The sequence below is a fragment of the Sphingopyxis terrae subsp. terrae NBRC 15098 genome, from assembly GCF_001598815.1.
In the GTDB taxonomy this organism is placed as follows: Bacteria; Pseudomonadota; Alphaproteobacteria; order Sphingomonadales; family Sphingomonadaceae; genus Sphingopyxis; species Sphingopyxis terrae.
Map to the genome: position 1 here is coordinate 229,370 of NZ_BCZQ01000004.1, position 22,853 is coordinate 252,222.

21 protein-coding genes and 1 tRNA gene are annotated in these 22,853 nt (G+C 64.3%); 10 read left to right on the forward strand and 12 right to left on the reverse strand.

Going from position 1 to position 22,853, the window contains the following annotated elements; translation table 11 throughout:
• Positions 1-21: 21 nt before the first annotated feature.
• Both STE01S_RS03845 and STE01S_RS03850 read right to left on the reverse strand, forming a co-directional pair.
• Positions 22-1,161 carry an acyl-CoA dehydrogenase family protein gene (locus STE01S_RS03845; RefSeq protein WP_062765028.1) on the reverse strand — a complete coding sequence of 380 codons (1,140 nt, stop codon included), beginning with the start codon at positions 1,159-1,161 and terminating at the stop codon, positions 22-24.
• Positions 1,162-1,272: 111 nt separating this feature from the next.
• Positions 1,273-2,466 carry an acyl-CoA dehydrogenase family protein gene (locus STE01S_RS03850; protein WP_003051642.1) on the reverse strand — a complete coding sequence of 398 codons (1,194 nt, stop codon included), beginning with the start codon at positions 2,464-2,466 and terminating at the stop codon, positions 1,273-1,275.
• A gap of 170 nt (positions 2,467-2,636) precedes the next feature.
• Here STE01S_RS03850 and STE01S_RS03855 point away from each other — a divergent pair, with 170 nt between their 5' ends.
• On the forward strand, positions 2,637-3,713 hold the full coding sequence (locus tag STE01S_RS03855) for an MBL fold metallo-hydrolase (RefSeq protein ID WP_062765030.1): 1,077 nt from the start codon (positions 2,637-2,639) through the stop codon (positions 3,711-3,713).
• A 393-nt stretch (positions 3,714-4,106) separates the two neighbouring features.
• On the opposite strand, the gene STE01S_RS20270 is transcribed toward STE01S_RS03855, so the two are convergent.
• The 6 genes from STE01S_RS20270 to STE01S_RS03880 form a co-directional block, all read right to left on the reverse strand.
• Positions 4,107-4,418 carry a hypothetical protein gene (locus STE01S_RS20270; protein WP_162928195.1) on the reverse strand — a complete coding sequence of 104 codons (312 nt, stop codon included), beginning with the start codon at positions 4,416-4,418 and terminating at the stop codon, positions 4,107-4,109.
• A gap of 122 nt (positions 4,419-4,540) precedes the next feature.
• On the reverse strand, positions 4,541-5,437 hold the full coding sequence (locus STE01S_RS03860) for a PAS domain-containing protein (protein WP_062765033.1): 897 nt from the start codon (positions 5,435-5,437) through the stop codon (positions 4,541-4,543).
• Positions 5,438-5,531: 94 nt separating this feature from the next.
• Positions 5,532-7,154 (reverse strand): TadG family pilus assembly protein, encoded by a 1,623-nt coding sequence (locus STE01S_RS03865; protein ID WP_062765036.1) that lies wholly within the window; start codon positions 7,152-7,154, stop codon positions 5,532-5,534.
• A 2-nt stretch (positions 7,155-7,156) separates the two neighbouring features.
• Positions 7,157-7,615 (reverse strand): TadE/TadG family type IV pilus assembly protein, encoded by a 459-nt coding sequence (locus STE01S_RS03870; RefSeq protein WP_062765039.1) that lies wholly within the window; start codon positions 7,613-7,615, stop codon positions 7,157-7,159.
• 161 nt (positions 7,616-7,776) lie between these two features.
• Complete coding sequence (gene yghU / locus STE01S_RS03875; RefSeq protein ID WP_003044038.1) at positions 7,777-8,655, reverse strand: glutathione-dependent disulfide-bond oxidoreductase; 879 nt, start codon at positions 8,653-8,655, stop codon at positions 7,777-7,779.
• A 77-nt stretch (positions 8,656-8,732) separates the two neighbouring features.
• Positions 8,733-9,911, reverse strand: a complete 1,179-nt coding sequence (locus STE01S_RS03880) for a CaiB/BaiF CoA transferase family protein (RefSeq protein WP_082813209.1) — start codon at positions 9,909-9,911, stop codon at positions 8,733-8,735.
• A gap of 140 nt (positions 9,912-10,051) precedes the next feature.
• Between STE01S_RS03880 and STE01S_RS03885 the strand changes: the two genes are divergently transcribed.
• From STE01S_RS03885 to hspQ, 3 genes are all read left to right on the forward strand, one after another.
• On the forward strand, positions 10,052-13,288 hold the full coding sequence (locus tag STE01S_RS03885) for an amidohydrolase family protein (protein ID WP_062765041.1): 3,237 nt from the start codon (positions 10,052-10,054) through the stop codon (positions 13,286-13,288).
• A gap of 91 nt (positions 13,289-13,379) precedes the next feature.
• Positions 13,380-13,469, forward strand: a tRNA-Ser gene (locus STE01S_RS03890).
• A gap of 89 nt (positions 13,470-13,558) precedes the next feature.
• Positions 13,559-13,942 carry a heat shock protein HspQ gene (gene hspQ / locus STE01S_RS03895; RefSeq protein WP_003044045.1) on the forward strand — a complete coding sequence of 128 codons (384 nt, stop codon included), beginning with the start codon at positions 13,559-13,561 and terminating at the stop codon, positions 13,940-13,942.
• Between the two features lie 33 nt (positions 13,943-13,975).
• Here hspQ and STE01S_RS03900 read toward each other — a convergent pair whose 3' ends face one another.
• Positions 13,976-14,860, reverse strand: a complete 885-nt coding sequence (locus STE01S_RS03900) for an ABC transporter permease (RefSeq protein WP_062765044.1) — start codon at positions 14,858-14,860, stop codon at positions 13,976-13,978.
• Positions 14,861-14,969: 109 nt separating this feature from the next.
• Between STE01S_RS03900 and STE01S_RS03905 the strand changes: the two genes are divergently transcribed.
• Together STE01S_RS03905 and STE01S_RS03910 are read left to right on the forward strand one after the other, a co-directional pair.
• Entirely contained in the window at positions 14,970-15,665 is a 696-nt protein-coding gene (locus STE01S_RS03905; RefSeq protein WP_062765047.1) for a GcrA family cell cycle regulator, read from the forward strand.
• Entirely contained in the window at positions 15,662-16,060 is a 399-nt protein-coding gene (locus tag STE01S_RS03910; protein ID WP_062765050.1) for a PaaI family thioesterase, read from the forward strand. The genes STE01S_RS03905 and STE01S_RS03910 overlap by 4 nt, the downstream gene beginning before the upstream one ends.
• A gap of 57 nt (positions 16,061-16,117) precedes the next feature.
• On the opposite strand, the gene STE01S_RS03915 is transcribed toward STE01S_RS03910, so the two are convergent.
• Positions 16,118-16,963, reverse strand: coding sequence for an outer membrane protein (locus STE01S_RS03915; RefSeq protein WP_062765053.1), 846 nt, complete (start codon positions 16,961-16,963; stop codon positions 16,118-16,120).
• Between the two features lie 182 nt (positions 16,964-17,145).
• Between STE01S_RS03915 and parE the strand changes: the two genes are divergently transcribed.
• The 4 genes from parE to STE01S_RS03935 all read left to right on the forward strand — a co-directional run bounded on the left by parE (position 17,146) and on the right by STE01S_RS03935 (position 21,679).
• Positions 17,146-19,125 carry a DNA topoisomerase IV subunit B gene (gene parE / locus STE01S_RS03920; RefSeq protein WP_058811399.1) on the forward strand — a complete coding sequence of 660 codons (1,980 nt, stop codon included), beginning with the start codon at positions 17,146-17,148 and terminating at the stop codon, positions 19,123-19,125.
• An 82-nt stretch (positions 19,126-19,207) separates the two neighbouring features.
• Complete coding sequence (locus STE01S_RS03925) at positions 19,208-19,729, forward strand: RNA polymerase sigma factor (RefSeq protein ID WP_062765055.1); 522 nt, start codon at positions 19,208-19,210, stop codon at positions 19,727-19,729.
• Positions 19,726-20,319: a hypothetical protein gene (locus tag STE01S_RS03930; RefSeq protein WP_062765058.1), complete on the forward strand. Its 594-nt coding sequence runs from the start codon at positions 19,726-19,728 to the stop codon at positions 20,317-20,319. The genes STE01S_RS03925 and STE01S_RS03930 overlap by 4 nt, the downstream gene beginning before the upstream one ends.
• A gap of 1 nt (position 20,320) precedes the next feature.
• Positions 20,321-21,679, forward strand: a complete 1,359-nt coding sequence (locus STE01S_RS03935; protein ID WP_062765061.1) for a serine hydrolase — start codon at positions 20,321-20,323, stop codon at positions 21,677-21,679.
• Here the strand turns inward: STE01S_RS03935 and STE01S_RS03940 are convergent.
• Positions 21,648-22,439, reverse strand: a complete 792-nt coding sequence (locus tag STE01S_RS03940; RefSeq protein ID WP_058811395.1) for a LysR family transcriptional regulator — start codon at positions 22,437-22,439, stop codon at positions 21,648-21,650. The two genes, STE01S_RS03935 and STE01S_RS03940, sit on opposite strands and share 32 nt — an antisense overlap.
• Entirely contained in the window at positions 22,436-22,837 is a 402-nt protein-coding gene (gene apaG / locus STE01S_RS03945) for a Co2+/Mg2+ efflux protein ApaG (protein ID WP_040590068.1), read from the reverse strand. The genes STE01S_RS03940 and apaG overlap by 4 nt, the downstream gene beginning before the upstream one ends.
• Between the last annotated feature and the right edge of the window lie 16 nt (positions 22,838-22,853).

Below are 22,853 nucleotides of genomic sequence, written 5' to 3' on the forward strand. Positions count from 1 at the left end.
CGCGATGCCGACGGCACACCCTCATTCGGCGAGGGTCAGTTGCTCGAACCGGTCGAGGTGATAGTCGGCGCTGCCGAACTGCCCCTCGATCATCGTCGCACGCTTGAAATAATGGCCGATCGCCAGTTCCTGCGTGATGCCGATGCCGCCGTGCGTCTGGATCGCGTTCTGGCCGACGAATTTCGCGCCGCGGCTCACCTTCGACTTGCACGCCGAAACGGCCGCCTTGCGCGTATCGGGCGCAAGGTCGAGCTTCAGCGTGCCCATGATCGTCATCGACCGCGCCTGTTCGACTTCCATGAACATGTCGACCATGCGGTGCTGCAGCACCTGGAACTTGGCGATCGGAACGCCGAACTGCTTGCGTTGCTGGGTATATTCCAGCGTGCCTTCGTGCAGCTTCTGCATCACGCCGGTCGCCTCGGCACAGACCGCGACGGTCGCTTCATCGACAATCTGTTCGATCAGCGGCAGCGCGGCGCCTTCGCCGCCGAGCAGCGCATCGCCCGGGACCGCGACATTTTCGAAATAGATTTCCGATGCGCGGTTGCCATCGACGGTGGGATAATCGCGGCGCACGATGCCGGGAAGATTGGCGTCGATCAGGAACAGCGACACGCCATCCTGGTCGCGCTGGCCGCCGCCGGTGCGCGCGGTGACGAGCAGATGGGTCGCCCAGGGTGCGGCATAGACGACGCCCTTGTGACCGTTCAGGACATAGCCCGCCCCATCCTTCTTTGCCGTCGTGCGCAGATTGGCGAGATCATAGCGCCCCTGCGGTTCGGCGTAGGCAAAGGCAACGATGGCGTTGCCGCCGATGATTTCGGGGATCATCGCATCGGCCTGCGCGCCGCCGACGGCCTTCAACGCGCCGCCCGCGATCACCACGGTCGGCAGATAGGGCTCGATCCCGATGACCTTGCCCAGTTCCTCCATGACGATCGCATTTTCCAGCGCCCCGCCGCCAAGGCCGCCCTGTTCTTCCGAAAAGGCGGCGCCAAGCATTCCGAGTTCCTGCGCCAGCGCCGTCCAGATCGCCGGATCGCGCCCGCTGTCCGAATTGATGAACTTCTGACGCGTCTCGAAATCATAGGTGTCCGAGAGGAAGCGCGACAGCGTGTCGCGGATCATGTCCTGCGTTTCGGTATAGGTGAAATCCATTGTCGTTATCCTCGATTTCAACGTCATCCCGGCGAAAGCCGGAATCTCACCGCCGCATCATGGCAACAGGTCGAGATCCCGGCCTCCACCGGGATGACGGCGATTATGTGATCAGAGCCCCAGAACCATCTTCGCGATGATGTTGCGCTGGATCTCGTTCGACCCGCCATAGATCGTGGTCTTGCGCATGTTGAAATAGGTCGGCGCGGCGCGGTGTGCATAGTCGGGACCGATCGGATGCTCGTTATCGCCTTCCCCGAAGCCGCGGAAATAGGGCGCCCCGTAATGGCCGACCGCTTCCAGCGTCAGTTCGGTGAGCCGCTGCTGGATTTCGGACCCCTTGATCTTGAGCAGGCTCGATTCCGGCCCCGGCCCCTTGCCGGCATTGGCACCGGCCAAGCTGCGCAGTTCGGTGAATTCAAGCGCGGTCAGGTCGATCTCGAGCTCCGCGACCTTGCGCTTGAAGAAGGGGTTCTGAAGCAGCGCCTTGTCGCCGTCGAGTTCGGTGCGCGCGATCGCCTTGACGCGTTCGACGCCGCGCTTCGACGAGGCGACACCGGCGATGCCCGTGCGTTCATGTGCGAGGAGGAATTTGGCGCAAGTCCAGCCTTTGTTCTCCTCATAGACGCGCTGCTCGACCGGCACGCGAACGTCTTCGAGAAAGACTTCGTTGACCTCATGCTCGCCGCCGAGCGTAATGATCGGACGCACGGTGATGCCGGGCGACTTCATGTCGATCAACAGGAAGGAAATGCCCTCCTGCTGCTTGGCGTCCTTGTCGGTGCGAACGAGGAAAAAGCCCCAGTCGGCATGCTGCGCCATCGTCGTCCAGGTCTTCTGGCCGTTGACGACATATTCATCGCCGTCCCGCACTGCGACGGTACGCAGCGAGGCAAGGTCCGATCCCGAACCGGGCTCCGAATAGCCCTGGCACCACCAATCCTCGCCGGACAGGATGCGCGGCAGGAAGCGCGCTTTCTGTTCGGGGGTTCCGAAGGTGTAGATGACCGGGCCGACCATCGACAGGCCGAAGGGCATCAAGCGGATACAATCGGCGCGCGCGGTTTCTTCCGAAAAGATGAAGCGCTGCGTCGGGGTCCAGCCGGTGCCGCCATATTCGACCGGCCAGGCCGGCGCGACCCAGCCCTTTTTGTAGAGTATCTTGTGCCACGCAAGGAAGTCTTCCTTGGTCAGTTCATCCCCTTCGTCCTGCTTGCCGCGCAGCTCGGCGGGGTAATTTTCGGCGATGAAGTCGCGCACTTCCTTCTGGAAAGCGAGATCTTCGGGGCTGAACTCCATGTCCATTTTCTGATTCTCCCTTGGGCTATGGCGCCCTTATAGAAAGCGCTCACGTTTACGTAAAGGTAAGTTGCGCGACGAAACGCAGTCGTCCGGAGACTGCGCCGAACATCGGCCCTTGTCCAGACGCCCGCGTCGTCGCATGAAAGGAGCGGACCAAGGGGCGGGAGAGGAAAATGCGGAAATCTTTGCGGCTGCTCGTCGCGCTTGCGGTGCTGATCGCGCTGTGCGGCGGCGCGGCGATGCTGTTCCAGCAACAGATCGGCATGTGGGTGTTCAAGCGCGGCGTCGAACGCGGCGTCGGTCGCGATCATCTCGCCGGTCTGCCCGACGGCTTGCACGTGGCGCTGTGCGGCACCGGATCGCCGCTCCCCAACCGCGATCGTGCTGGCGCCTGTACGGTGGTGATTGCCGGCAAGGCGATGTTCGTTGTCGATGCCGGCGAAGGCGGCGCGCGCAATATCTCGCTGATGGGGCTGCCCAATGGCCAGATCAAGGCGCTGTTCCTGACCCATTATCATTCGGATCATATCGACGGCATGGGTCCGATGATGCTGCTGCGCTGGACGGGCAGCGGCAACAAGGCGCCCCTGCCCGTCTATGGCCCGACGGGACTCGATCAGCTGATCGGCGGCTTCAACGCGGCCTATGCGCTCGACAATGGCTACCGCACTGCGCACCACGGGCCTGTCGTGACCCCGCCCGCCGCGGCAGGTGCGACGGCCCTGCCATTCGCAACGCCCACCGAACCGGTCGTCGTCTATGAAGCGGACGGCCTCCGCGTGACGGCCTTTCCGGTCGATCACCGCCCGGTGCAACCCGCGGTCGGCTATCGCTTCGATTACAAGGGGCGCAGCGTCGTCCTGAGCGGCGATACGGCGCGGTCGAAGATGGTCGAACGGGTCGCCAAGGGCGCCGATCTTCTGGTGCACGAAGCGCTGCAACCCGAAATGGTCAAACTGATCGCTGCGCAGCTCAAGGCGTCGGGCCGGCCGCAGACCGGGCAGATCATGCACGACATCCTCGACTATCATGCAAGTCCTGCGCAGGCGGCGGACAGCGCGAAAGTCGCCGGGGTGCGGATGCTCGTCCTCAGCCATATCGTCCCGCCCTATCCGTCGCGCTACCTTGACGCCGCGTTTCTGGGCGATGCGAAGCGGCGCTATCCGGGGCCGATCGTCGTCGGCGAAGACGGCGACTTTTACTCGCTTCCCGCGGGCAGCACCGCGATCACGCGGGGGAACTGGTTCTAGCAAAGCCGGGGCGGGCGTCGGAATGGCGGCGAGCGACCGATTGCGGACGCCCGTAAATCAGTCCAATCTACCTTCACTAAGGAGATGGCCACTTGAGCGAAGATGCACGCAATTCGATCTATCTTTGGGTAGGTGCGCTAACGTGTTATGGTCTTTTTTGGGCGGCGTTACATTTCGACTTGCTTGTGGGCGTGCCTAATGAATGGCTCTGGCCGTTCGTAGGCATCATAGTTGCCATCAACATGTTACAGACCGTCTGGGGCTTCTGGAAGCGCAGGGCATCGAGCCCCGACAATCCAATCGGAATGGCAGCTAACCACCCCATCCCGGTCATTCCGCACCGATCTTGCGATTATGACGACAGCCGAGCGATTGTGGACGGTATGGGGATGACTATGTTTTTAGCGACGGCCCTCTCTGGAGGTCGGTTTGCCTGCACGCCTTAACATAAGCATCAAGTGTGTCGCTGCCGAGTATCTCCCATATTGCGGAAACATCGGGCGCTTCGAGCGCAGCATCAATTTTCTTACTCGGCACTTTAGAAAGCGTCTTAACGCCGCACGGAATATAGCCGTCACGATATTCTTTAGAGAGACCGACGCTGTCTTGGTGTGCCAGTCTAGTAGCAAGCATCGTGACACTGTCACTATTTGACGAACAAGCGGTCAACAAGGCCAGCATTAATATCGTGAGATGCTTGGCCACCGTCGATCCTTCGCTACGCAGACCCAAATTCCTATAATGGACTGAATGTCCTCTTCCCACCCCAAAGTCGCCGTTCGCCGCCGGTCTGGAGCGAATGACTGGAATCTATCGTTTTCGGCCGCTCACCCGGCCCGCGGCGACCTTGGTACCGCCACGACCACCACGCCATCGCTGGCATAGGCGCCGCGCCGTTCGGCGATCGACAAGGTTACGGGCACCGCCTCGCCTTCGCGGCTGATCAACTCGGCTTCGACGCGCGCGGGTTCGCCGGTGCGGAATACGGTTTCGAGCGCTTCGGCAAAGCAGCGCCGCGTCGCGATCGACAGCAGCGCCGAAAAGCGCACGCGCCGGATCGCCAGCGCGTCGACACCTACCATCGAAATCAGCGCGGAATTGGCGTCCTCGATCGCCTCGCGCACCGAAAGGCGGGCGTGGCCGATCATTCCCTGCGCCTCGATCGCCGCAATCGTCGCGGCGCGCGCGTCGCCTTCGGCCGCCCCCTCGAATGTCGCGCTTGTGTCGCGAAGGATCATCGCGCCGCCCGCGGGAACCGGCACCAGATCGACGCGCAGCCACTGGCGCGGATGCAAAAGGCCAGGCACCTCGCCCGCAAAGCGCTCGCGGCATTCGATCAGCCGGACGACATGGCTCGCCACCAGACTTGCCCCGAAACCCGGAAATATATCGACCAATTGGCGCTCGAGCAGATCGTCATCACCGGCGACCAAATCGCGCGCGGCGGGGTTGAGCGCCACGATGCGCCGGTCGCGATCGAACAGCAGCACCGCATCGCGGATCGCCTCGACGAGGTTCGCAAGCGACGCCTGCAGCGCGTCGACCGCTTCGCCGCTCGCGGGCTTGCGCAGCCGCCGGTAATCGTCGTGTGAGATCAGGACGTGCGCGTCCTTTCCATGGTGCGTCACCACGACCGGCCGCCGCGCCGACCGGAGCCGCCAGCTTGCAAATCCCCGGATGAAGTCCGCCGCCGATACCCGTTCGGGTTCCTGTGCCGTCGCCAAATTCGCCTCCCCTTCGAAGCCATGGACATATTATGGGAGGAATGCGGAGCGGCTGGCGGCGCGGCGTGCCGGCAATGGCGCCGAAACGGAGCGATCAGACCAATCGCGCCTTGCCGCACCGCAGCGCGTTGACCCGTGCATCCGCCTCGCCGAGATGCAGCCCCAGCGTCGCGGTGACGCTTTCGAGCACGCCGTCGAGCACGGGCGCGGCCAGCCCGACCGTGTCGCCGACAAGGCTGGTCAGCGCCTTGGCGTTCAATCCAATCCCGAGGATGTTGACCGACAAATCCATCCGATCGGCGAGCGATTTGGCGGCGCACGATATCAATCCGCCGCTTTCGACCGTCTTGACGCGGCCATCGTCGATGTCGTCGCGCGTGAAGCGTGCGGGCTTTTCGGAAAGATCGGACAGCACCAGTTCGGCCTTTGCGTTTACGCTCGCGAGCGGCAGGCTGAGCAGCTTGACCGGCTGCGGGTTCAGTGGGCGCTGCATATTCTGAAAATCGATCGCATTGACCTTGCCGATCGACAAGGTTGCGGGGGCCGTCTTGATCCCCAGTGTTACCGCGTCGCTGCCGTGGTGGCAGTCGATGTCCGAAATGCGCGCTTCGGCCGATCCCAATTCGGTATAGACCGGGATATCGATTGCGGCGAGCGGTGTGTTGACGCTCGCCGCCAGCTTGAGCCTGACCTGCGCAGTGCGCACGATGACGTCCTGCTTTTCGGTCACCGCGATCAGCGGCGAGTTGGCCGGCGGCTCGCCGATCATCAACGCCACATCGACCCCCGAACCCCCGGGAATGGTGACGCCGGTCGCAAGATCGAGCTGGCGATTGGCGTTGGCGAGCAACAGCATCGTTCGCACCATGCTGAGCGCGTTGACCTTCACCGGATTGGCGGGGTCGATCCGGATGCTCGATGCGCGCGGGCCGAGGTCGATCGCGCGCGACGGCAGGAGGCTACGCGGCAGCGCCGCATCGGCGAGCGTGCCGATCGCTTTTGCCGCCTGCCCGTCGCTTGCCTTGGCGAGTGCACCCAGCACCTGCGGCAACGTCGCCTGCGTATCGAGCGTCTGACCGAAGGTCAGCACGTCGGCATCGAGTTCGGTGCGCAGCGCGTCGGAAAAGGCGAGCAGGTCGATGTCGGCATCGGCGAGCGCATTATAGTCCATCAGGTTCAGATTGACCTGACTGCCCGTGAGCGCCGACAGCAGCGCATTAGGCAGACCGCCATGCACCGCGGCGACGCGCGAACCGAGCGAGAAGGCGGCATAGCCCTGCCGCGCGGCGGTGGCGCTGGCATGTATGACACTATGGTCGCGCCCGGTCAGGAAGCGCCCGAAGAACAGCGGGCGCTCGCGGGTGAGGACGACATGGATGGCATTGGGACTGTTGCCGCCGGGGGCAAAGCGCTGTTCGGCGGCGATGCCGGGGTCGGCAGTATAGGTTCCGGCTTCGAAAGCCGAGATGGTGATCGCGCAATTGCAGTTGGCGGCGATGATCCGGTCGGCCGCCGCCCGTTCGTCGCCGGGGCGTCCCGCCGCCGCCAGCGCCGCCGCATCGGCGATGCCCTGAAGCTTGCGGCGGTCGAGATAGAGCGATCCGAAGTCGACCGCGAGCGCCGCCGAGCCGATCAGCATCGTCATCGCCAGCGCGGAAGCGATGCTGATCCCGCCGCGCGTATCGCGCGCCAGCTTTGCCGAGATGGGCCGGCGCATCGTCAATCCGCCGGCAGTTCGAAGGTCGCGCGGGCGCTGATCACATGGCCGGGCGCCGGGACGAAAGAGGAGCGAAGGAAATGGTCTGCAGGAACGGTGTATGTCAGCGCGACGGTAACCGCCTCGCTGGTCTCGCTGACCGCTATCGTGCGGTTGGCGGTACTGTAATCGCCGATGCTCGCCATGCTGCGATCGACCGCGCGGATCGCCACCGCCCGGCGATCGGCGGCGTCGAGGCCGACGATCGCGGCGCGCGCGCCATCGTTTGCAGCCTGCTGCACATTATGTGCGAGGAGGAAATATTGCCCGTAGATCAGGATGCCGATGAGCAGCGTCAGAAACAGTGGCAGCACGAGCGCCATTTCGACGATCGCCGCCGCCCGCTCGTTGCGGGCCAGACGCTGAGCCTCGCGGATGATAGCCGGGCGGCGGATGCCGTTTCGGGGGTATGGACCTGTCATGCGGCCAACATGACCGCCACGCGTCAAGCATCGCCCAAAGACGACGTGCCGGAATTTTGCGCAAATTACCGATTATGGATACGGCGCCGGGCGCCGGAATGCGCGGCGCGCGGGGAAATGTTGACGATCGCCCGCGTGCCCGGCGCACAAAATACGCGAAATTATCCGTTCGCTGCCTGTAGCTTGTCTTCGGTGCGCAGGTCGAAATCCGACGCGTCGTGACGTTCGCGAAGCTGGCTCGCCGGATCGCCCATCACCCGATTGACCATCCGCCCGCGCTTGACGGCGGGACGCGCCGCAAGCTGATCGGTCCAGCGCTGGACATTCTTGTAGTCCTGCACCTGCAGGAACTCGCCAGCGTCATAGATTAACCCCTTGGCGAGCGCGCCATACCAGGGCCAGATCGCCATATCGGCAATGCTGTAATCGCTGCCGGCGATATATTCATTGTCGGCCAGACGGCGGTCGAGCACGTCCATCTGGCGCTTCACTTCCATCGCATAGCGGTTGATCGGATATTCCTGCTTGAACGGCGCATAGGCATAGAAGTGGCCGAAGCCGCCGCCGAGAAAGGGCGCGCTCCCCATCTGCCACATCAGCCAGGACAGCGTTTCGGCGCGCTGGGCGGGATCGGTGGGAAGGAAAGCCCCGAACTTTTCGGCGAGGTGGATCAGAATCGCGCCCGATTCAAACACCCGGATCGGCGTGTCGCCGCTGCGATCGACGAGCGCCGGGATCTTGCTGTTCGGATTGGCGTCGACGAAACCGCTCGAAAACTGGTCGCCCTCACCGATGTTGATCAGCCACGCATCATATTCGGCGCCCGAATGACCCGCCGCGAGCAATTCCTCCAGCATGACGGTCACCTTCACCCCATTGGGCGTACCGAGCGAATAGAGCTGGAGCGGATGCTTGCCTACCGGCAAATCCTTGTCGTGGGTCGGGCCGGCGATCGGGCGGTTGATGTTGGCGAAACGTCCGCCGCTTTCCTTGTCCCAGCTCCACACTTTCGGCGGCACATAGTCATTCTGGTCGGCCATTGGACGCTCCTGCACTAGATTTCGGTTGTGGTTCGCAACTTAGGAAGGCGATGTTACCCCGTCCACCGCAAGGCGGATCAAATAATCCTTTGCGCGCGCAAAGCGGAAATGCTGGCGGCATCATACCCAAGCTCCGCAAGGATCGCATCGCTATGCTCACCCGCCTGCGGTGCGCGCCGCGCCGTGACCTTTGCCGCTTCCGACAACCCGATCGGCGCACGGATCACCGGCGCCGGCGCGGGAGAGCCGGGATAGGCAAGCGGCTCAATCAGGTCCATCGCGGCCACCTGCGGGTGCGCCAGCGCTTCGCCGGGCTTCAGGATCGGCGCGGCGGGAACGCGCGCAGCGCCCATCTCGGCAATCGCCGCCTCGGTGCTGCGTTCGATGCACCAGCGCTGCATGATCGCGCTCAGTTCGGCACCATTATTGCCGCGATCGATGTCGCTTGCGTATCGCGGATCGTCGACCAGTTCGGGGCGCCCGACCAGCGCCGCCCAGCGCGCGAAGATCGCGCCGCCGACGATCTGGGTGACGATCCAGCCGTCGCGGGTGCGAAACAGATCGGTGGGCGCCGAGCTGAAACTGCGGTTTCCCATCGGCTGACGCTCGATCCCGTTGATCGCATGATCGATCGTCAACGCATTCGAAAAGGCCAGAGCGGTGCCGAGAAGCGATCCCGAAACGCACTGCCCCCGCCCCGTCCGCTCGCGTTCGCGCAGCGCCACCATGACCCCGAAGGCGCAGTGCAGCGCAGTACCGAAATCGACATAATTGACCTGCGCGCGATAGGGCTGGTCGGGCGTGCCGGTCAGGTGAACCGTCCCCGACATTGCCTGACCCACCGCGTCGAAGCCCACGCTCCCCGAAAGCGGCCCCTCGCTGCCGAAGGCCGACGCGGTTGCAAGAATGATGCGGGGATTGATCGCCGACAGGCTTTCATAATCCAGTCCAAGCTTGCTCAGCACATCGTGCGGCAGGTTGGCGATCACGACATCGGCGCCGGCGAGCAACTTGCGTACGATCTCGCGGCCCTCGGGCGTTCCGGGCTTCAGGCTCAGGCTCCGCTTGCCGCGCGCCATCTGCATGAACATCGCGCCCGATCCATCCTCGGCGACGGGCACGGTAAAACGGTCGTCATTGCCGCCGGGCGCCTCGATCCGGATGACACCGGCGCCATAATCGGCGAGCAAGGCGGCGCAATAAGGGCCCGCAATATAGCGCCCGAAATCGAGCACGCGTATTCCCGTCAGCGGCACAAATCCCTCCCGGTTTTTTATTGCCACCTATCGCTAGCAGTCGTCCGTCGACGCGGCCAGCGTCTTCATCGAAAGCGACCGCTTGCGCTTTGCGGGGAGCGCCATATGCTCACAGCATAATTACAACAGGGGATAATTTCATGGCGCGCATCGCACTCGCCCTGGCCGCGACTCTGGCCTGTTCGACATCGGTTTTCGCTCAACAGGCAGCCGCGCCTGCGGCCGACGCAAAACCCGAAAAATGGGACGTCAACGCGCCGCCCGGAATGGTAACGCACAAGGTGCCGATCGCGGTCGACGAAGGCAGCTGGATGAACATCGATGTCGCGCCGGATGGCAAGACGATCGCCTTTGACCTCCTCGGCGATATCTACACCATGCCCATCGCGGGCGGCACGCCCACCCGTATCGCCGAAGGGCTCGCTTATGAGCATCAGGCGCGCTTCTCGCCCGATGGCAAGCGCATCGCCTTCGTCTCCGACCGCGGCGGCGGCGACAATATCTGGATCATGAACCGTGACGGCAGCGACAAGCGCCAGCTGTCGAAGGAAGATTTCCGCCTGCTCAACCAGCCGAGCTGGAGTCCCGACGGTGAGTTCATCGTCGCCAAGAAGCATTTCACCACCGGGCGCTCGCTCGGCACCGGCGAAGTCTGGCTCTATCATGTGTCGGGCGGGGCAGGCGTTCCGCTGGTCAAGCGCCCGAACGAGCGGCATCAGAAAGAGCTGGGCGAACCGATTTTCGCGCCCGACGGCAAGCATGTCTATTACACGCGCAACGTCACGCCGGGGCCGATTTTCGAATATGCGCAGGACAGCAACACCGACCTGTTCCATATCGAACGCTATAATCTCGACACGGGAGAGGTCGACACCGCCGCATCGGGCGATGGCGGCGCGGTGCGCCCCACCCCCTCGCCCGACGGCAAGAAGCTCGCCTTCGTCCGCCGCGAGGGCGCGCAGTCGAAACTCTACGTCAAGGATCTGACCTCGGGCGCCGAGAAGAAGGTCTATGACGCGCTCGACCAGGATGTGCAGGAAACCTGGGCGGTCACCGGCGTCTACCCGAATATGGCGTGGACCCCCGACAGCGGCGAAATCCTGTTCTGGGCCGGCGGAAAGCTGCGCCGCGTGGCTGCCGGAGGTGGTGACGCGCGGATCATTCCGTTCCAGATCGACGATGACCGCGTGATCATCGATGCGACGCATCCCGCGGTCGAGGTCGCACCCGACAGCTTCCAGACTCAAATGCCGCGCTGGGCCGAAGTCTCGCCCGACGGCAGGCAGGTGGTGTTCGAAACGCTCGGCAAGCTTTGGGTCAAACCCGCGACGGGCGGCACCGCGCGCCGGTTGACCGCGGACAAAAGCGCCGCGTTCGAACTCTGGCCGAGCTGGTCGTCCGACGGCAAGCAGATCGTCTTCGTGCGCTGGACCGACGCCGGTCTTGGCGAAATCCATACGATTGCCGGCAGCGGTGGTGCATCGCGCAAGGTGACGAGCGTCCCCGGCCATTATGCCGAACCGCGCTTTTCTCCCGACGGCAAGCTGATCGCATTCGAGCGTCGCTCAGGCGGCGGTTTGACGTCACAGCGCTGGGGCGACGATCCCGGCATCTACCGCGTCGCAGCGACCGGGGGCGCCCCCGTCCGGATCACCGACAATGGCGCCAAGCCGCAGTTCGGCACCGATAGCGACCGCATCTTCATGGTCGCGTCGGGCGACGGCAAGAACCAGCTGGTCAGCACCGATCTCAACGGCCAGGACAAGCGCGTTCATGCCAGCGGCGACCTGGTCAGCGACTATGAAATTTCGCCCGACGGCCGCACCCTCGCCTTCCGCGAGAATTATGACGCCTATGTCACTCCGCTGATGCCCGGCGGTCAGGACGTATCGCTTTCGACCAAGAGCGGCGCGTTGCCCGTGACGCGGATCAGCGGTAGCGGCGCCGATTATATGCATTGGTCGGACGGCGGCCGGCGTCTCCACTGGACGCGCGGCGCAACGCTGTTCAGCGCCGACCTGGGCGCAATGTTCGCCGATGCTCCGGGCGATGACCGGGCGGTGAAATTCACGCCGCCTACCGAGGGCGTTTCGCTTTCGATGACGCAGGCTGCGGCGAAGCACAAAGGCATCGTCGTGATAACCGGTGCCAAAATCGTAACGATGGCGGCCAAGGACGGCGGCATCATCGACAATGGCGCGATCGTCATCGACGGCGACCGCATCGTTTCCGTAGGGCCCGCGGGCGCCGTGACCGTTCCGGCAGGCGCGGTGACGGTCGATGCGACGAGCAAAACGATCGTTCCGGGCTTTGTCGATGCCCATGCCCACGGCCCGCATGGCGATGACGAGCTGGTGCCGCAGCAGAATTGGTCGGAGATGGTCAACCTCGCGATGGGAACGACTACCAGTCACAACCCGTCGTCGCGCGCGTCCGAAATTTTCGTGTCGTCGGAAATGCAGCGTGCCGGCCTGATCCTCGCGCCGCGCATCTTTTCGACAGGCGAGATCATCTACGGCGCCAAGGCCGCAGGCATCTATGCCGAAATCGACGGCTATGAAGACGCTTTGGCGCATGTCCGCCGACTGAAGGCCCAAGGCGCGCATAGCGTCAAAAACTATAATCAGCCCCGCCGCGAACAGCGACAGATGGTGGTCAAGGCCGCGCAGGCCGAAAATATGGCGGTCGTGCCCGAGGGCGGCTCGCTCTACACGATGGACCTGACGCTGATCCAGGACGGCAATACGACCGTCGAGCACAATATTCCGCTGCATACCTTCTACAAGGATCTGGTGCAGCTGTGGGGGCAGACGAAGACCGACTATACGCCGACGCTGGTGGTGACATACGGCGGCCCTGCCGGCGATCCCTATTGGCGCGCGCATACCAATGTGTGGGAACAGCCGATCCTCGCGCGCCACATCCCGCCTGCGATCCTGGCAGCGGACAACAAGCGCCGCGTGATTGCGCCCGAAAGCGATTATGTCGACGATGATTCGGCGCGCGAAGCGGGCAAGATCGCCGCGGTCGGCCGCAACGTGTCGATCGGCGCGCACGGCCAGCAGGCCGGCGTCGGCGCGCATTGGGAGATATGGTCCTTCGTGCGCGGCGGTTGGAGCAATATCGATGCATTGCGCGCCGCAACGATCATGCCGGCCACGGCGCTCGGCTATGCAAAGGACGTCGGCTCGCTCGAGGCCGGCAAGCTCGCTGACCTGCTGATTCTCGATGCCGATCCGACCGAAAATATCCGCAACACCGAACGGATCCACCGCGTGATGCTCGGCGGACGGCTCTACGACCCGATGACGCTCAACGAAGCCGAAACCGGCAATCGCAAGCGCGATCCCTATTGGTGGGAGGCCGACCGACCCTGATGCACCGGTGAAAAATGGCGGCGGGACGCAATTTTGTGACGAAGGGGTTGCAACATATGCTGACCGCCGCTAGGGGCAACCGCCTCAGCGAGGAGAGTTGGCTGAGTGGTCGAAAGCGTCGCACTCGAAATGCGAAGTGCCGGCAACGGTACCGAGGGTTCGAATCCCTCACTCTCCTCCATTTTTCCCCATGTTTCGACCCGTGGCGCGGCCCGTCGCCCGACTGGGGAATGGACTTGAATCCCCCGCGGATCGTCATAAGTTAACGACATGACGATCAAGAATACTTCCCTGCCCGATACGCCCTCCGCCGCAATTTCCGCGCCGCTGATCGAACGCGCGCGCTTTGCGCCGGGCGATATCGTGCGGCACCGGATGTTCGATTTTCGCGGCGTCGTGTTCGACGTCGATCCGGTCTTCGCGAACAGTGAGGAATGGTATCAGGCGATCCCCGAGGCGATCCGCCCGGCCAAGGAACAGCCCTATTACCACCTGCTCGCCGAAAGCGAGGACAGCGCCTATATCGCCTATGTCAGCCAGCAGAATCTGGTGGCCGACGGCGACGAAGGGCCGGTCGATCACCCGCAGGTCGAGGCGATGTTCGACGGGCTCGATCGCGGTCGCTACCGCGTGCGCTCGATCCACCGCCACTGACCTGACCGGCCCTCGCGGGTCGGTGCGGACTCTTCAGGCCTTGAGCTTCCAGCCTGACGCCAGAAGACGATAGGTGATGACGCCCAACAGCGCATTTACGCCGATCAGGAACAGCGCTGCGGTCACGACCGGATTGGCAATCGTCGAATCGACCGTGCCGATGAAGCCGTACCGGAACCCCATGATCGCATAATAGACGGGGTTGCCGTGCGCGACCGACTGGAACCAGGGGGCGAGCTTGTCGACAGAGTAGAACGTCCCGGACAGCAGCGCGAGGGGCGTGACGACGAAGTTGGTGACCGCGGCGGCGTGATCGAATTTTTCGGCCCACACCGAGGTCAGCAGCCCGAGGAAGCCCAGCATCATCGCCCCGAGGACGCCGAACAGCGCGACCGCCCATGGATGCTGCGGGGCGACGTGGACGCCGGGCCAGAACAGCATGGCGGCCCAGAGCGCGATACCGACGAGGATCGCGCGCGTCACCGCGGCGCCGACAAGTGCGATAATCAGCTCGCCCACGGCGAGTGGCGGCATCAGATAATCGACGATGGTGCCCTGTATCTTGCCGACGAGGAGCGAGAAGCTCGAATTGGCGAAGCTGTTCTGCAGCATCGCCATCATGATCAGGCCGGGGGCAATGAAGTCGGCAAAGGGAACGCCGATGACGCGGCGACCCGCACCGCCCAGCGCGACGGTGAAAATGACGAGGAAAAGGAGTGTCGTGACCGCCGGAGCCCAGATAGTTTGGAGCTGCACCTTGAAAAAGCGCCGCACCTCCTTGACATATAGCGCCTGCATCCCCGGAACATTGAGTGTCCGGATATGCGGGACACCGGGTTCCGCGAAATGCGGCGCGGCACGGAAATCGCCTGAGCCTGTGCCCGACTCCGGGCGCGAAATTTGGGGCTGGTCGTTCATGGCGTTCTCGCCTATCGCCTCCCCGATCTTACCGCAAGCTGGGCTGTGACTGCGCGCGTCCTTTTCGGGAATGCGATCCGCCCGCGGCGTGGAATGATGAGGAATAAAGATGTCATGGACTGATGAGCGCATCGAACAGTTGCGCAACATGTGGGAAAAGGGCCTGACCGCCAGCCAGATCGCCGACGAGCTCGGCGGGGTCAGCCGCAATGCCGTCATCGGCAAGGCGCACCGTCTGGGGCTGAAATCGCGCCCGTCGCCGGTCAAGGCCACCGACAAGCCGGTAAAGGCGCCCGCGCCCAAGGCGGCGGCGCCCGCTGCACCCAAGCCGGCGGCCGCGCCTGCTGCACCCCGTGCTGCCGCACCGGCGGCTCCGCGTCCGGCAGCCGCACCGCCCAAGGCCGAACCGAAGCCGGTTGCCGCCGATGCCTCGGCCCCGGAAACCGACGCGCCATCCAAGCCTGATGCGCCGCGCATCGTCTCGATCGGCCCGGGAGGCTTCATTCGTCAGGGACCCGGCGACCAGCAGGCTCCGATTCCGCCGGCGCCGCCGCGCCGCCTTGTGCCCGCAAAGCCGAGCCCCGAGATCGCCGACAAGACCAGCCTGCTCGATCTCAACGATCGTATCTGCCGCTGGCCGATGGGCCATCCGGGCGAGCCCGATTTCCATTTCTGCGGTGAGGCGGTGAACCCCGGCTTCCCTTATTGCGTCGAACATTGCGGACGCGCCTATCAGGCGCAACTGCCGCGCGGGACGCGCCGCCCGCCGCCGCCGCCGCCCTTCGGGGGGCCGCGCGTCCGGTGAGGCCGTTCGGACAGGATTTCGAATTCGCGCGCTTCATGGGGTTCGAAATGGTCGAACGCGGCGATGGTCGATGCCGGATGGCGATCGACATCGACCGCGCGCGGCACTTCAATCCGCAGGGCGTTGCGCATGGCGGCGTCGCCTATTCGCTCGCCGATACGGCAATGGGCGGCGCGCTGACCAGCCAGATGCCCGACAGCAAATGGTGCGCGACGCTCGAAATCAAATTCAACTATCATGTCGGCGTGCGCGAAGGCCGGCTGATCTGCGATGCGACCGTTCTGCATCAGGGCAAACGCATCGCCAATATCGATGCGCGTCTTTATCAGGACGACCGGCTCGTCGCGAGCGCGAACGGCAATTTCGCGATCTTCGACGCGCCGCTCGGCCGATAGACTGACATACGAAAAGGCGCCGGATCGCTCCGGCGCCTTTCCTTCATTTCCAACCTGTTAGAAACGGAAGCTCAACGTTCCGCGAACGCTGTGCGTCCGGAAATGCGGATCGCTGCGCTGGATATTGGTGCCGCCGCCGTTGAGGAGGAACGGGTTGGTTGCGGGGGCGCTGCCCGCGCCGACGTTCACCACATAATCATCGTCCTTGACGTCGGTGTAGAGATATTCGAGCCCGACCGCGATGTTGTTCGTGACCATCACCTCGGCCCCGCCGCCGGCGGCATAGCCCCAGGCGTTGGTTTTGCCATTGTCGGCAAAGCTGTTCGCCGTATTGGTCGTCGAAAAGCGGTTGTCGAGCCGCGCATAGGCGGGGCCGCCGGTGACATAGAAGAGCGCGCCACCGCCGGGCGTGTAACCGGCGCGCAGGCGGGCGCTGGCCTGCCAATCGGCTTCGCGGCTCATCGTATAGCTCGCGGGGGTGGTCGAAAAGCCGCTGACGCTATCGCGGGCGACGCTGTGACCACCCTCGATCAAAGCCCCGACGACGAAATTGCCCATACGCTTGTCGAGGCCGACGCGACCGAAGAATTCGGGTCCGTCCTTGTCGTTGCGGCAGCCGCCGTTCGCGGTGCCTGTCGCGGCGCCGTTGCAGAAACCAGGCGAGAAGGCGTCGGCGCCGGTCGAGGTCGTGACCTGATCGCCGTAGGTGCCGTCGCGATCGGTATCGAAGACGAGCGTTTCGCCGCGATCGCTGCCCTGCAGCGTCGCGCCGCCGCCGACCGAGACATAGGGGCCGTTGAAATCCTGCGACCTGTCGCGCGCGGTGGATCCGCTGTCCTGGGCCATGGCCGGGAAAGCCAGCATCGTCGCCGCCGAAGCGACGAGGAGAGAGGCGAGTTTCATATATTTTCTCCACTTTTTGAGTGACTTTGCAGTCACCCGATCAACCCGCCGGCTTTCGGCGAAGTTCCTGCCTGTGCTGAAAACGGGATGAGCCGAGCGGCAGGAAATCGGTCCGCGCCGCGCCCTGGATCGCCCGAAAACCGCGCTTGCCAGCGCCCTTCCCAGCCCCCTATAGCAAGGCCATGAGTCACGATTTGTTCGACAGCTCCGCCCCCGCGACCGAAAGCTACAATGCCTCGCAGATCGAGGTGCTGGAAGGGCTCGAACCCGTCCGCCGCCGTCCCGGCATGTACATCGGCGGCACCGACGAGCGGGCGCTGCATCACCTTGCGGCCGAAGTCATTGACAACAGCATGGACGAAGCCGTCGCGGGCCACGCGACGCGGATCGAGATCACACTCGACGTCGGCAACCGGTTGACCGTGGTCGACAATGGCCGCGGCATGCCAGTCGATCCGCACCCGAAATTTCCGGGGAAATCGGCGCTCGAAGTCATATTGACGATGCTCCATTCGGGCGGGAAGTTCGAGGGCAAGGCCTATGCGACCTCGGGCGGCCTGCACGGCGTCGGGGTCAGCGTCGTCAACGCGCTATCGATCGAAACCATCATCGAAGTTGCACGCTCCAAGCAATTGTATAGACAGTCTTTTTCGCAAGGCCTGCCCTTGGGCGCGCTCGAGGAACTGGGGCCGACGCCGAACCGCCGCGGTACCAGCGTGACCTTCGTGCCCGATCCCGCGATCTTCGGCGAACATGGCCGGTTCAAGCCGCAGCGGCTCTATCGCATGGCGCGGTCGAAGGCCTATCTTTTCGCCGGGGTCGAAATCCGCTGGAAATGCGCGCCCGAACTGATTGGCGACGACACGCCCGCAGAGGCGGTGTTCCAGTTTCCGGGCGGACTCGCCGACCATCTGAAGGAACAGATCGGCACACGCGAGTGCGCCACTGCCGAACCTTTCGTGGGGCGGCAGGAGTTCCCCGACGAACAGGGACGCGCCGAATGGGCGATCGCCTGGCCGCTGTGGTCGGATGGCAGCTATAGCTGGTATTGCAACACCATTCCCACCCCCGCAGGCGGCACGCACGAAGCCGGGCTGCGCGCTGCACTGACCAAGGGGCTGCGCGCCTTTGGCGAGTTGATCGGGCAGAAAAAGGCGGCACAGATCACCGCCGAAGATGTCTTCAACGGCGGCGAGATGATGCTGTCGGTCTTCATTCGCGACCCCCAGTTCCAGAGCCAGACCAAGGATCGGCTGTCGAGCCCGGAGGCCGCGCGCCTCACCGAAAATGCCGTGCGCGACCATTTCGACCATTTCCTCTCGGACAATATGGATCGTGGCCGCGCGCTCCTCGGGCTGATCCTCGAACGGATGGACGAGCGGCTCAAGCGCAAGGCCGAACGCGAGGTCAAGCGCAAGACGGCGACCAGCGCGCGCAAGCTGCGCCTGCCCGGCAAGCTGACAGATTGTTCGAACAACGGCCCGGAAGGCACGGAATTATTTATCGTTGAGGGCGACAGCGCCGGCGGCAGTGCCAAACAGGCGCGTGATCGCAAGACGCAGGCGATCCTGCCCATTCGCGGCAAGATATTGAATGTCGCCAGCGCCAGCGCGGACAAGATCCGCGCCAATCAGGAAATCGCCGATCTTGCGCTCGCGCTCGGCTGCGGGATGCGCAAGGATTGCGATGCCGACCGCCTGCGCTACGACAAGATCATCATCATGACCGATGCCGACGTCGACGGCGCGCATATCGCGACGCTGCTGATGACCTTTTTCTTCCAGGAAATGCCCGACATCGTCCGCACCGGCCATGTCTATCTGGCGCAGCCCCCGCTTTACCGCATCACCGCGGGAGCAACGTCGGCCTATGCGCGCGACGACGCCCACCGTGCCGAACTCGAAGCGACCCTGTTCAAGGGCAAACGCGTGGAGGTCGGACGCTTCAAGGGGCTGGGCGAGATGAATCCCAACCAGCTCAAGGAAACGACGATGGACCCGGCGACGCGGTCGTTGCTCAAGGTCACGCTGCCGCAGGAGTATGAGGAGCGGCAGATCGTCAAGGATCTGGTCGACCGGCTGATGGGCAAGCATCCCGAGCATCGATTCCAGTTCATTCAGGCCAATGCCGCGACACTGGACGAGGCGGCGATCGACGCCTGAAGCGAATTTTTCGCCTCCCCTGTCAGAAACACGCGCCGCCGGCGACTAACCGGATATTGGCACGGGCTTTTGGGAGATCGGGGTGACCGGAAAGGCGCAAGACAGGCTGTTCGAAGAGGCGATCGACCGCTTCGGCGGCGCTATCGCCCGCATGGCACGCGGCTATGAAGCCGATCCCGAACTGCAACGCGACCTTCTCCAGGAGTTGCAGGTCGCGCTTTGGCAGAGCTTCGCCCGCTTCGATGCCCGCTGCGCGATGAGCACCTGGGTCTGGCGCGTGGTGCATAATCGCGCCGCCTCGCACGTCGCCCAAGCCCGCAAGCGTCGGCGGCCGTGGGTCGATATCGAGGATCTGGCGCTTGCCGATGAAGCCCCCTCGCCCGCCGAGCGCGCCGAGACCGATCAGGCGCTCGCCTTGATGCTGGCGATCATCGACCGGCTCGGACCGCCCGACCGGCAGATATTGCTCCTTTATCTTGAGGGGATGCCAGCGGCCGAAATCGCCGACGTCACGGGCGTGTCGTCCGAGACCGTCGCGACCAAGGTCCATCGCTTCAAATCCATGCTCACGCGCCGTTTCGCCGGCCTGGGAGATGCAACATGACCGATTTTTCCGACGACATGACCCTGCACGGCCTATGGCAAAGCGATACGGCCGCGTTCGAACCGATGCCGGTCGAGGAAGTCAGGCGCCGCGCGTCGCGGCTCGGCGACATCGTCGCCCGGCGAAATCGCCGCGAATATATGGCCGCCGCCATCGTGATTGCGGGTTTTGCCGTCTATGCCGTGGTCCTTCCCGGCCTGCTGTTCAAGCTGGGCAGTCTGCTCGTGATTGCCGGGACACTGTTCGTCAGCTGGCAGCTAACCCGCCGAACCTCGCGTCCCGATCCGGCGGCCGAAGCCGCGGACATCCGGTCCTATTACCGCGCGCGCCTCGTTCGTGAAGAGCATATGCTGTCGCGCGTCGGGCGCTGGTATCTCGCGCCGCTGCTACCGGGTCTGCTGCTCTTCATGACCGCGCAGGCGCTGGGTGGCCGGTATGGCGCGCTCGGTGGCACAGCGCTGATCGGTGGGCCGCTGCTGCTTTTCGGGGCCATCTGGCTCCTCAACCGGCGCGGCGCCGCGCTGCTGCGGCGCCAGATAGCGCGGATCGATCGCGATCCGCCTGCCCCTGCCGCCGAACAAGGAGAATGATATGAACCGCCTGCACCGCCTTGCTGCAGCTGCCCTGCTCGCCGTCCCCTTGGCCGCGCTGCCTGTCGGCACCGTCCATGCTCAGCCGGGCACAGCCGCACGCGCCGAACAGAGCGCCTTCGACCGCCGCGCCGGTCAGCTCGTCGCCCTGCTCGAAGGGCGGGTGCCCTATGCCGAATATTTTGCGCCTTCCTTTCGCGCGGCGATCCCCGAAGCGCGGTTTCGGGAGATCAGCGAAAATCTGGTCGGCCAATATGGCAAGCCGGTCGCGGTCAAGCGAGCGACATCAGACGACGGTCAATCGGGCACGATACTGCTCCGCTTCGAACGCGGGACCGCGACGATCCGCTTGGATGTCGGCCCGGCCCCCGAAGCGCTGGTGCTGGGACTTCGAGTAACCGGATTTGTGGCTGCCAACGATAGCATCGCCGCAGTTGCAGCGGAAATCGCTGCTTTACCGGGCGATACCGGGTTTCTTGTCGCCGAAGTTGACGGCGACAACATTCGTCAGATTGCGGGTTCGGGCACCGATCGGCAGTTTGCCGTCGGATCGATATTCAAACTCTATGTGCTGGACGAGCTCGCCGCGCAGGTGGCGACGGGGAAGCGGCATTGGGACGATGTCGTCCCGCTTGCCCATCCCAGCTTCTCGTCGGCGGCGACCGCCAATTGGCCGCTGAACACGCCGGTGACGCTGCAAACGCTGGCGAACTGGATGATCTCGGTCAGCGATAATGGCGCCGCCGACACGCTGATCCATCTGCTCGGCCGCGAGACGATCGAAGCGCGGATGCGGGCGGCTGGCAATAGCGCACCCGCACGCAACACGCCCTTTTTGACGACGGTCGAGGCCTTCGCGCTCAAGGGCAACAATTTCGCTGATCTCCGTTCAGCCTTTCTCTCGGGCAGCGAAGCGCAGCAACGCAAGATCGTCGATGACAATGCCGATCGCTTCACCCTCGCCAATGTTGACGGCGTCAGCTTCGAAGGAAAACCGCGCTTTATCGACAGCCTCGAATGGTTCGCCTCGCCGATGGATGTAGCGCGGGCCTTTGCGGACCTGCGGGCGCGCGGTTCGGCGCAAACGATGGCGGCGCTGGCGATCAACAACGGCGTCGGCCCCGCAGCGGCGGCGGACTGGTCCTACCTTGGCTACAAGGGCGGGTCGGAGCTTGGCGTGGTGTCGATGAGCCTGCTCGGCCAGCGCAAGGCCGACGGCAAATGGTTCGTCGTCACGGCAAGCTGGAACAATGCGGCCCTGGACCTTGACGGCAACAAGTTCGCCGGTCTCGTCACCCGGCTGCTCGCGCTCGCAGCCAAGGAGGGCGCTACGCCGTCAGCGCCGCCACCAGCGCCTTGACCTTCGCCTGCCGCCATTGCGGGGTCGGCGCGACGAGCCAATAGCCGCGTTTCGTATCCATCGCCTCACCCACTTGGCGCACCCGCCCGGCGGCAATATCGGCCTCGGCGAGCATGGCCGGGACGCAGGCTTGCCCCAGCCCGTTGGCCGCGGCGTCGATCGCAAGCCCGGCATCGCCCAGCCGCAACGCGGGCTCACCCTCGGCAACGGGGCATCCCGGCCACGCAATCCGCGTGTCGCTGCCGCCGCCAGGGCCCGCCACGGTGACCATCGATGCCGCCGACAGCGCGACGCCTTCATGGTCGCCGGCCCCATCGGTCCAGAAAATCGCGAGATCGAGATTGGCCTCGGTAAAATCAATGCCGCTATCGGCTGACACAAGCGTGAACCGCACGTCGGGCGCCTGCTGGCTGTACCGGGCGAGACGCGGCGCCAGCCATTTGGCGGTCAGGTCGCGCGGCGCGGCGATGGTCAGCGATTGCGACGACTGCCCCGCCTGCATTGCTCGGACCGATTCCTCGAACTGCAAAAAGCCCTGCCGCAGCGCGTCGAGCCCGGCATGTGCTTCCCCCGTCAGTTCAAGACCCTTAGGGGTGCGGCGGAACAGGACGACGCCCAGCATGTCCTCCAGCGCGCGGATCTGTTGACCGACCGCCGCCGGGGTCACCGCCAGCTCGTCGGCGGCACGGGTAAAGCTGAGATGGCGGGCAGCGGCGTCGAAGACGCGCAGCGCGTTGAGGGGCAGATGGGTGCGCTTCATGACGCGGTCGCGGGGGCCACGAGCGGAAAGGCCGGAATTGCCGCCAGCATCTGCGACCCGTCGGTCATTTCCATCACATAGGTGCCGACCATCCCGCCTTCGGGCGTCGGCAGCGGGCATCCCGAAACATAGTCGAACGACCCGCCGGGCGCGATGAGCGGCTGTTCGCCGACAACGCCTTCGCCCTCAACCTCGCTCACCTGCTCGCGGCCGTCGGTGATCCGCCAATGCCGCGTCAACAGCTGCACCGCGGCCTCACCGTGATTTTCGATGCGGACATGATAGGCCCAGAACCAGCGCCCCAGCGCCGGATGCGACTGTTCGGGCAGGTAGCTGACCGACACGCGCACGGTGATCGGCCCGGTTGTCGCGGCAAAGGGGAAGAGGGAGTCGATCATCGCGCCGCCAGCGTCG

What these genes read in the sequence shown, in the direction of transcription:
- STE01S_RS03865 (WP_062765036.1), bottom strand. Translation starts at nt 7,154, where the DNA reads ATGCGCCGGCCCATCTCGGCAAAGCTGGCGCGCGATACGCGCGGCGGG.
- parE (WP_058811399.1), top strand. Translation starts at nt 17,146, where the DNA reads ATGAGTCACGATTTGTTCGACAGCTCCGCCCCCGCGACCGAAAGCTAC.
- STE01S_RS03870 (WP_062765039.1), bottom strand. Translation starts at nt 7,615, where the DNA reads ATGACAGGTCCATACCCCCGAAACGGCATCCGCCGCCCGGCTATCATC.
- STE01S_RS03940 (WP_058811395.1), bottom strand. Translation starts at nt 22,439, where the DNA reads ATGAAGCGCACCCATCTGCCCCTCAACGCGCTGCGCGTCTTCGACGCC.
- STE01S_RS03900 (WP_062765044.1), bottom strand. Translation starts at nt 14,860, where the DNA reads ATGAACGACCAGCCCCAAATTTCGCGCCCGGAGTCGGGCACAGGCTCA.
- STE01S_RS03850 (WP_003051642.1), bottom strand. Translation starts at nt 2,466, where the DNA reads ATGGACATGGAGTTCAGCCCCGAAGATCTCGCTTTCCAGAAGGAAGTG.
- STE01S_RS03905 (WP_062765047.1), top strand. Translation starts at nt 14,970, where the DNA reads ATGTCATGGACTGATGAGCGCATCGAACAGTTGCGCAACATGTGGGAA.
- hspQ (WP_003044045.1), top strand. Translation starts at nt 13,559, where the DNA reads ATGACGATCAAGAATACTTCCCTGCCCGATACGCCCTCCGCCGCAATT.
- STE01S_RS03855 (WP_062765030.1), top strand. Translation starts at nt 2,637, where the DNA reads ATGCGGAAATCTTTGCGGCTGCTCGTCGCGCTTGCGGTGCTGATCGCG.
- apaG (WP_040590068.1), bottom strand. Translation starts at nt 22,837, where the DNA reads ATGATCGACTCCCTCTTCCCCTTTGCCGCGACAACCGGGCCGATCACC.
- STE01S_RS03915 (WP_062765053.1), bottom strand. Translation starts at nt 16,963, where the DNA reads ATGAAACTCGCCTCTCTCCTCGTCGCTTCGGCGGCGACGATGCTGGCT.
- STE01S_RS03885 (WP_062765041.1), top strand. Translation starts at nt 10,052, where the DNA reads ATGGCGCGCATCGCACTCGCCCTGGCCGCGACTCTGGCCTGTTCGACA.
- STE01S_RS03845 (WP_062765028.1), bottom strand. Translation starts at nt 1,161, where the DNA reads ATGGATTTCACCTATACCGAAACGCAGGACATGATCCGCGACACGCTG.
- STE01S_RS03935 (WP_062765061.1), top strand. Translation starts at nt 20,321, where the DNA reads ATGAACCGCCTGCACCGCCTTGCTGCAGCTGCCCTGCTCGCCGTCCCC.
- yghU (WP_003044038.1), bottom strand. Translation starts at nt 8,655, where the DNA reads ATGGCCGACCAGAATGACTATGTGCCGCCGAAAGTGTGGAGCTGGGAC.
- STE01S_RS03930 (WP_062765058.1), top strand. Translation starts at nt 19,726, where the DNA reads ATGACCGATTTTTCCGACGACATGACCCTGCACGGCCTATGGCAAAGC.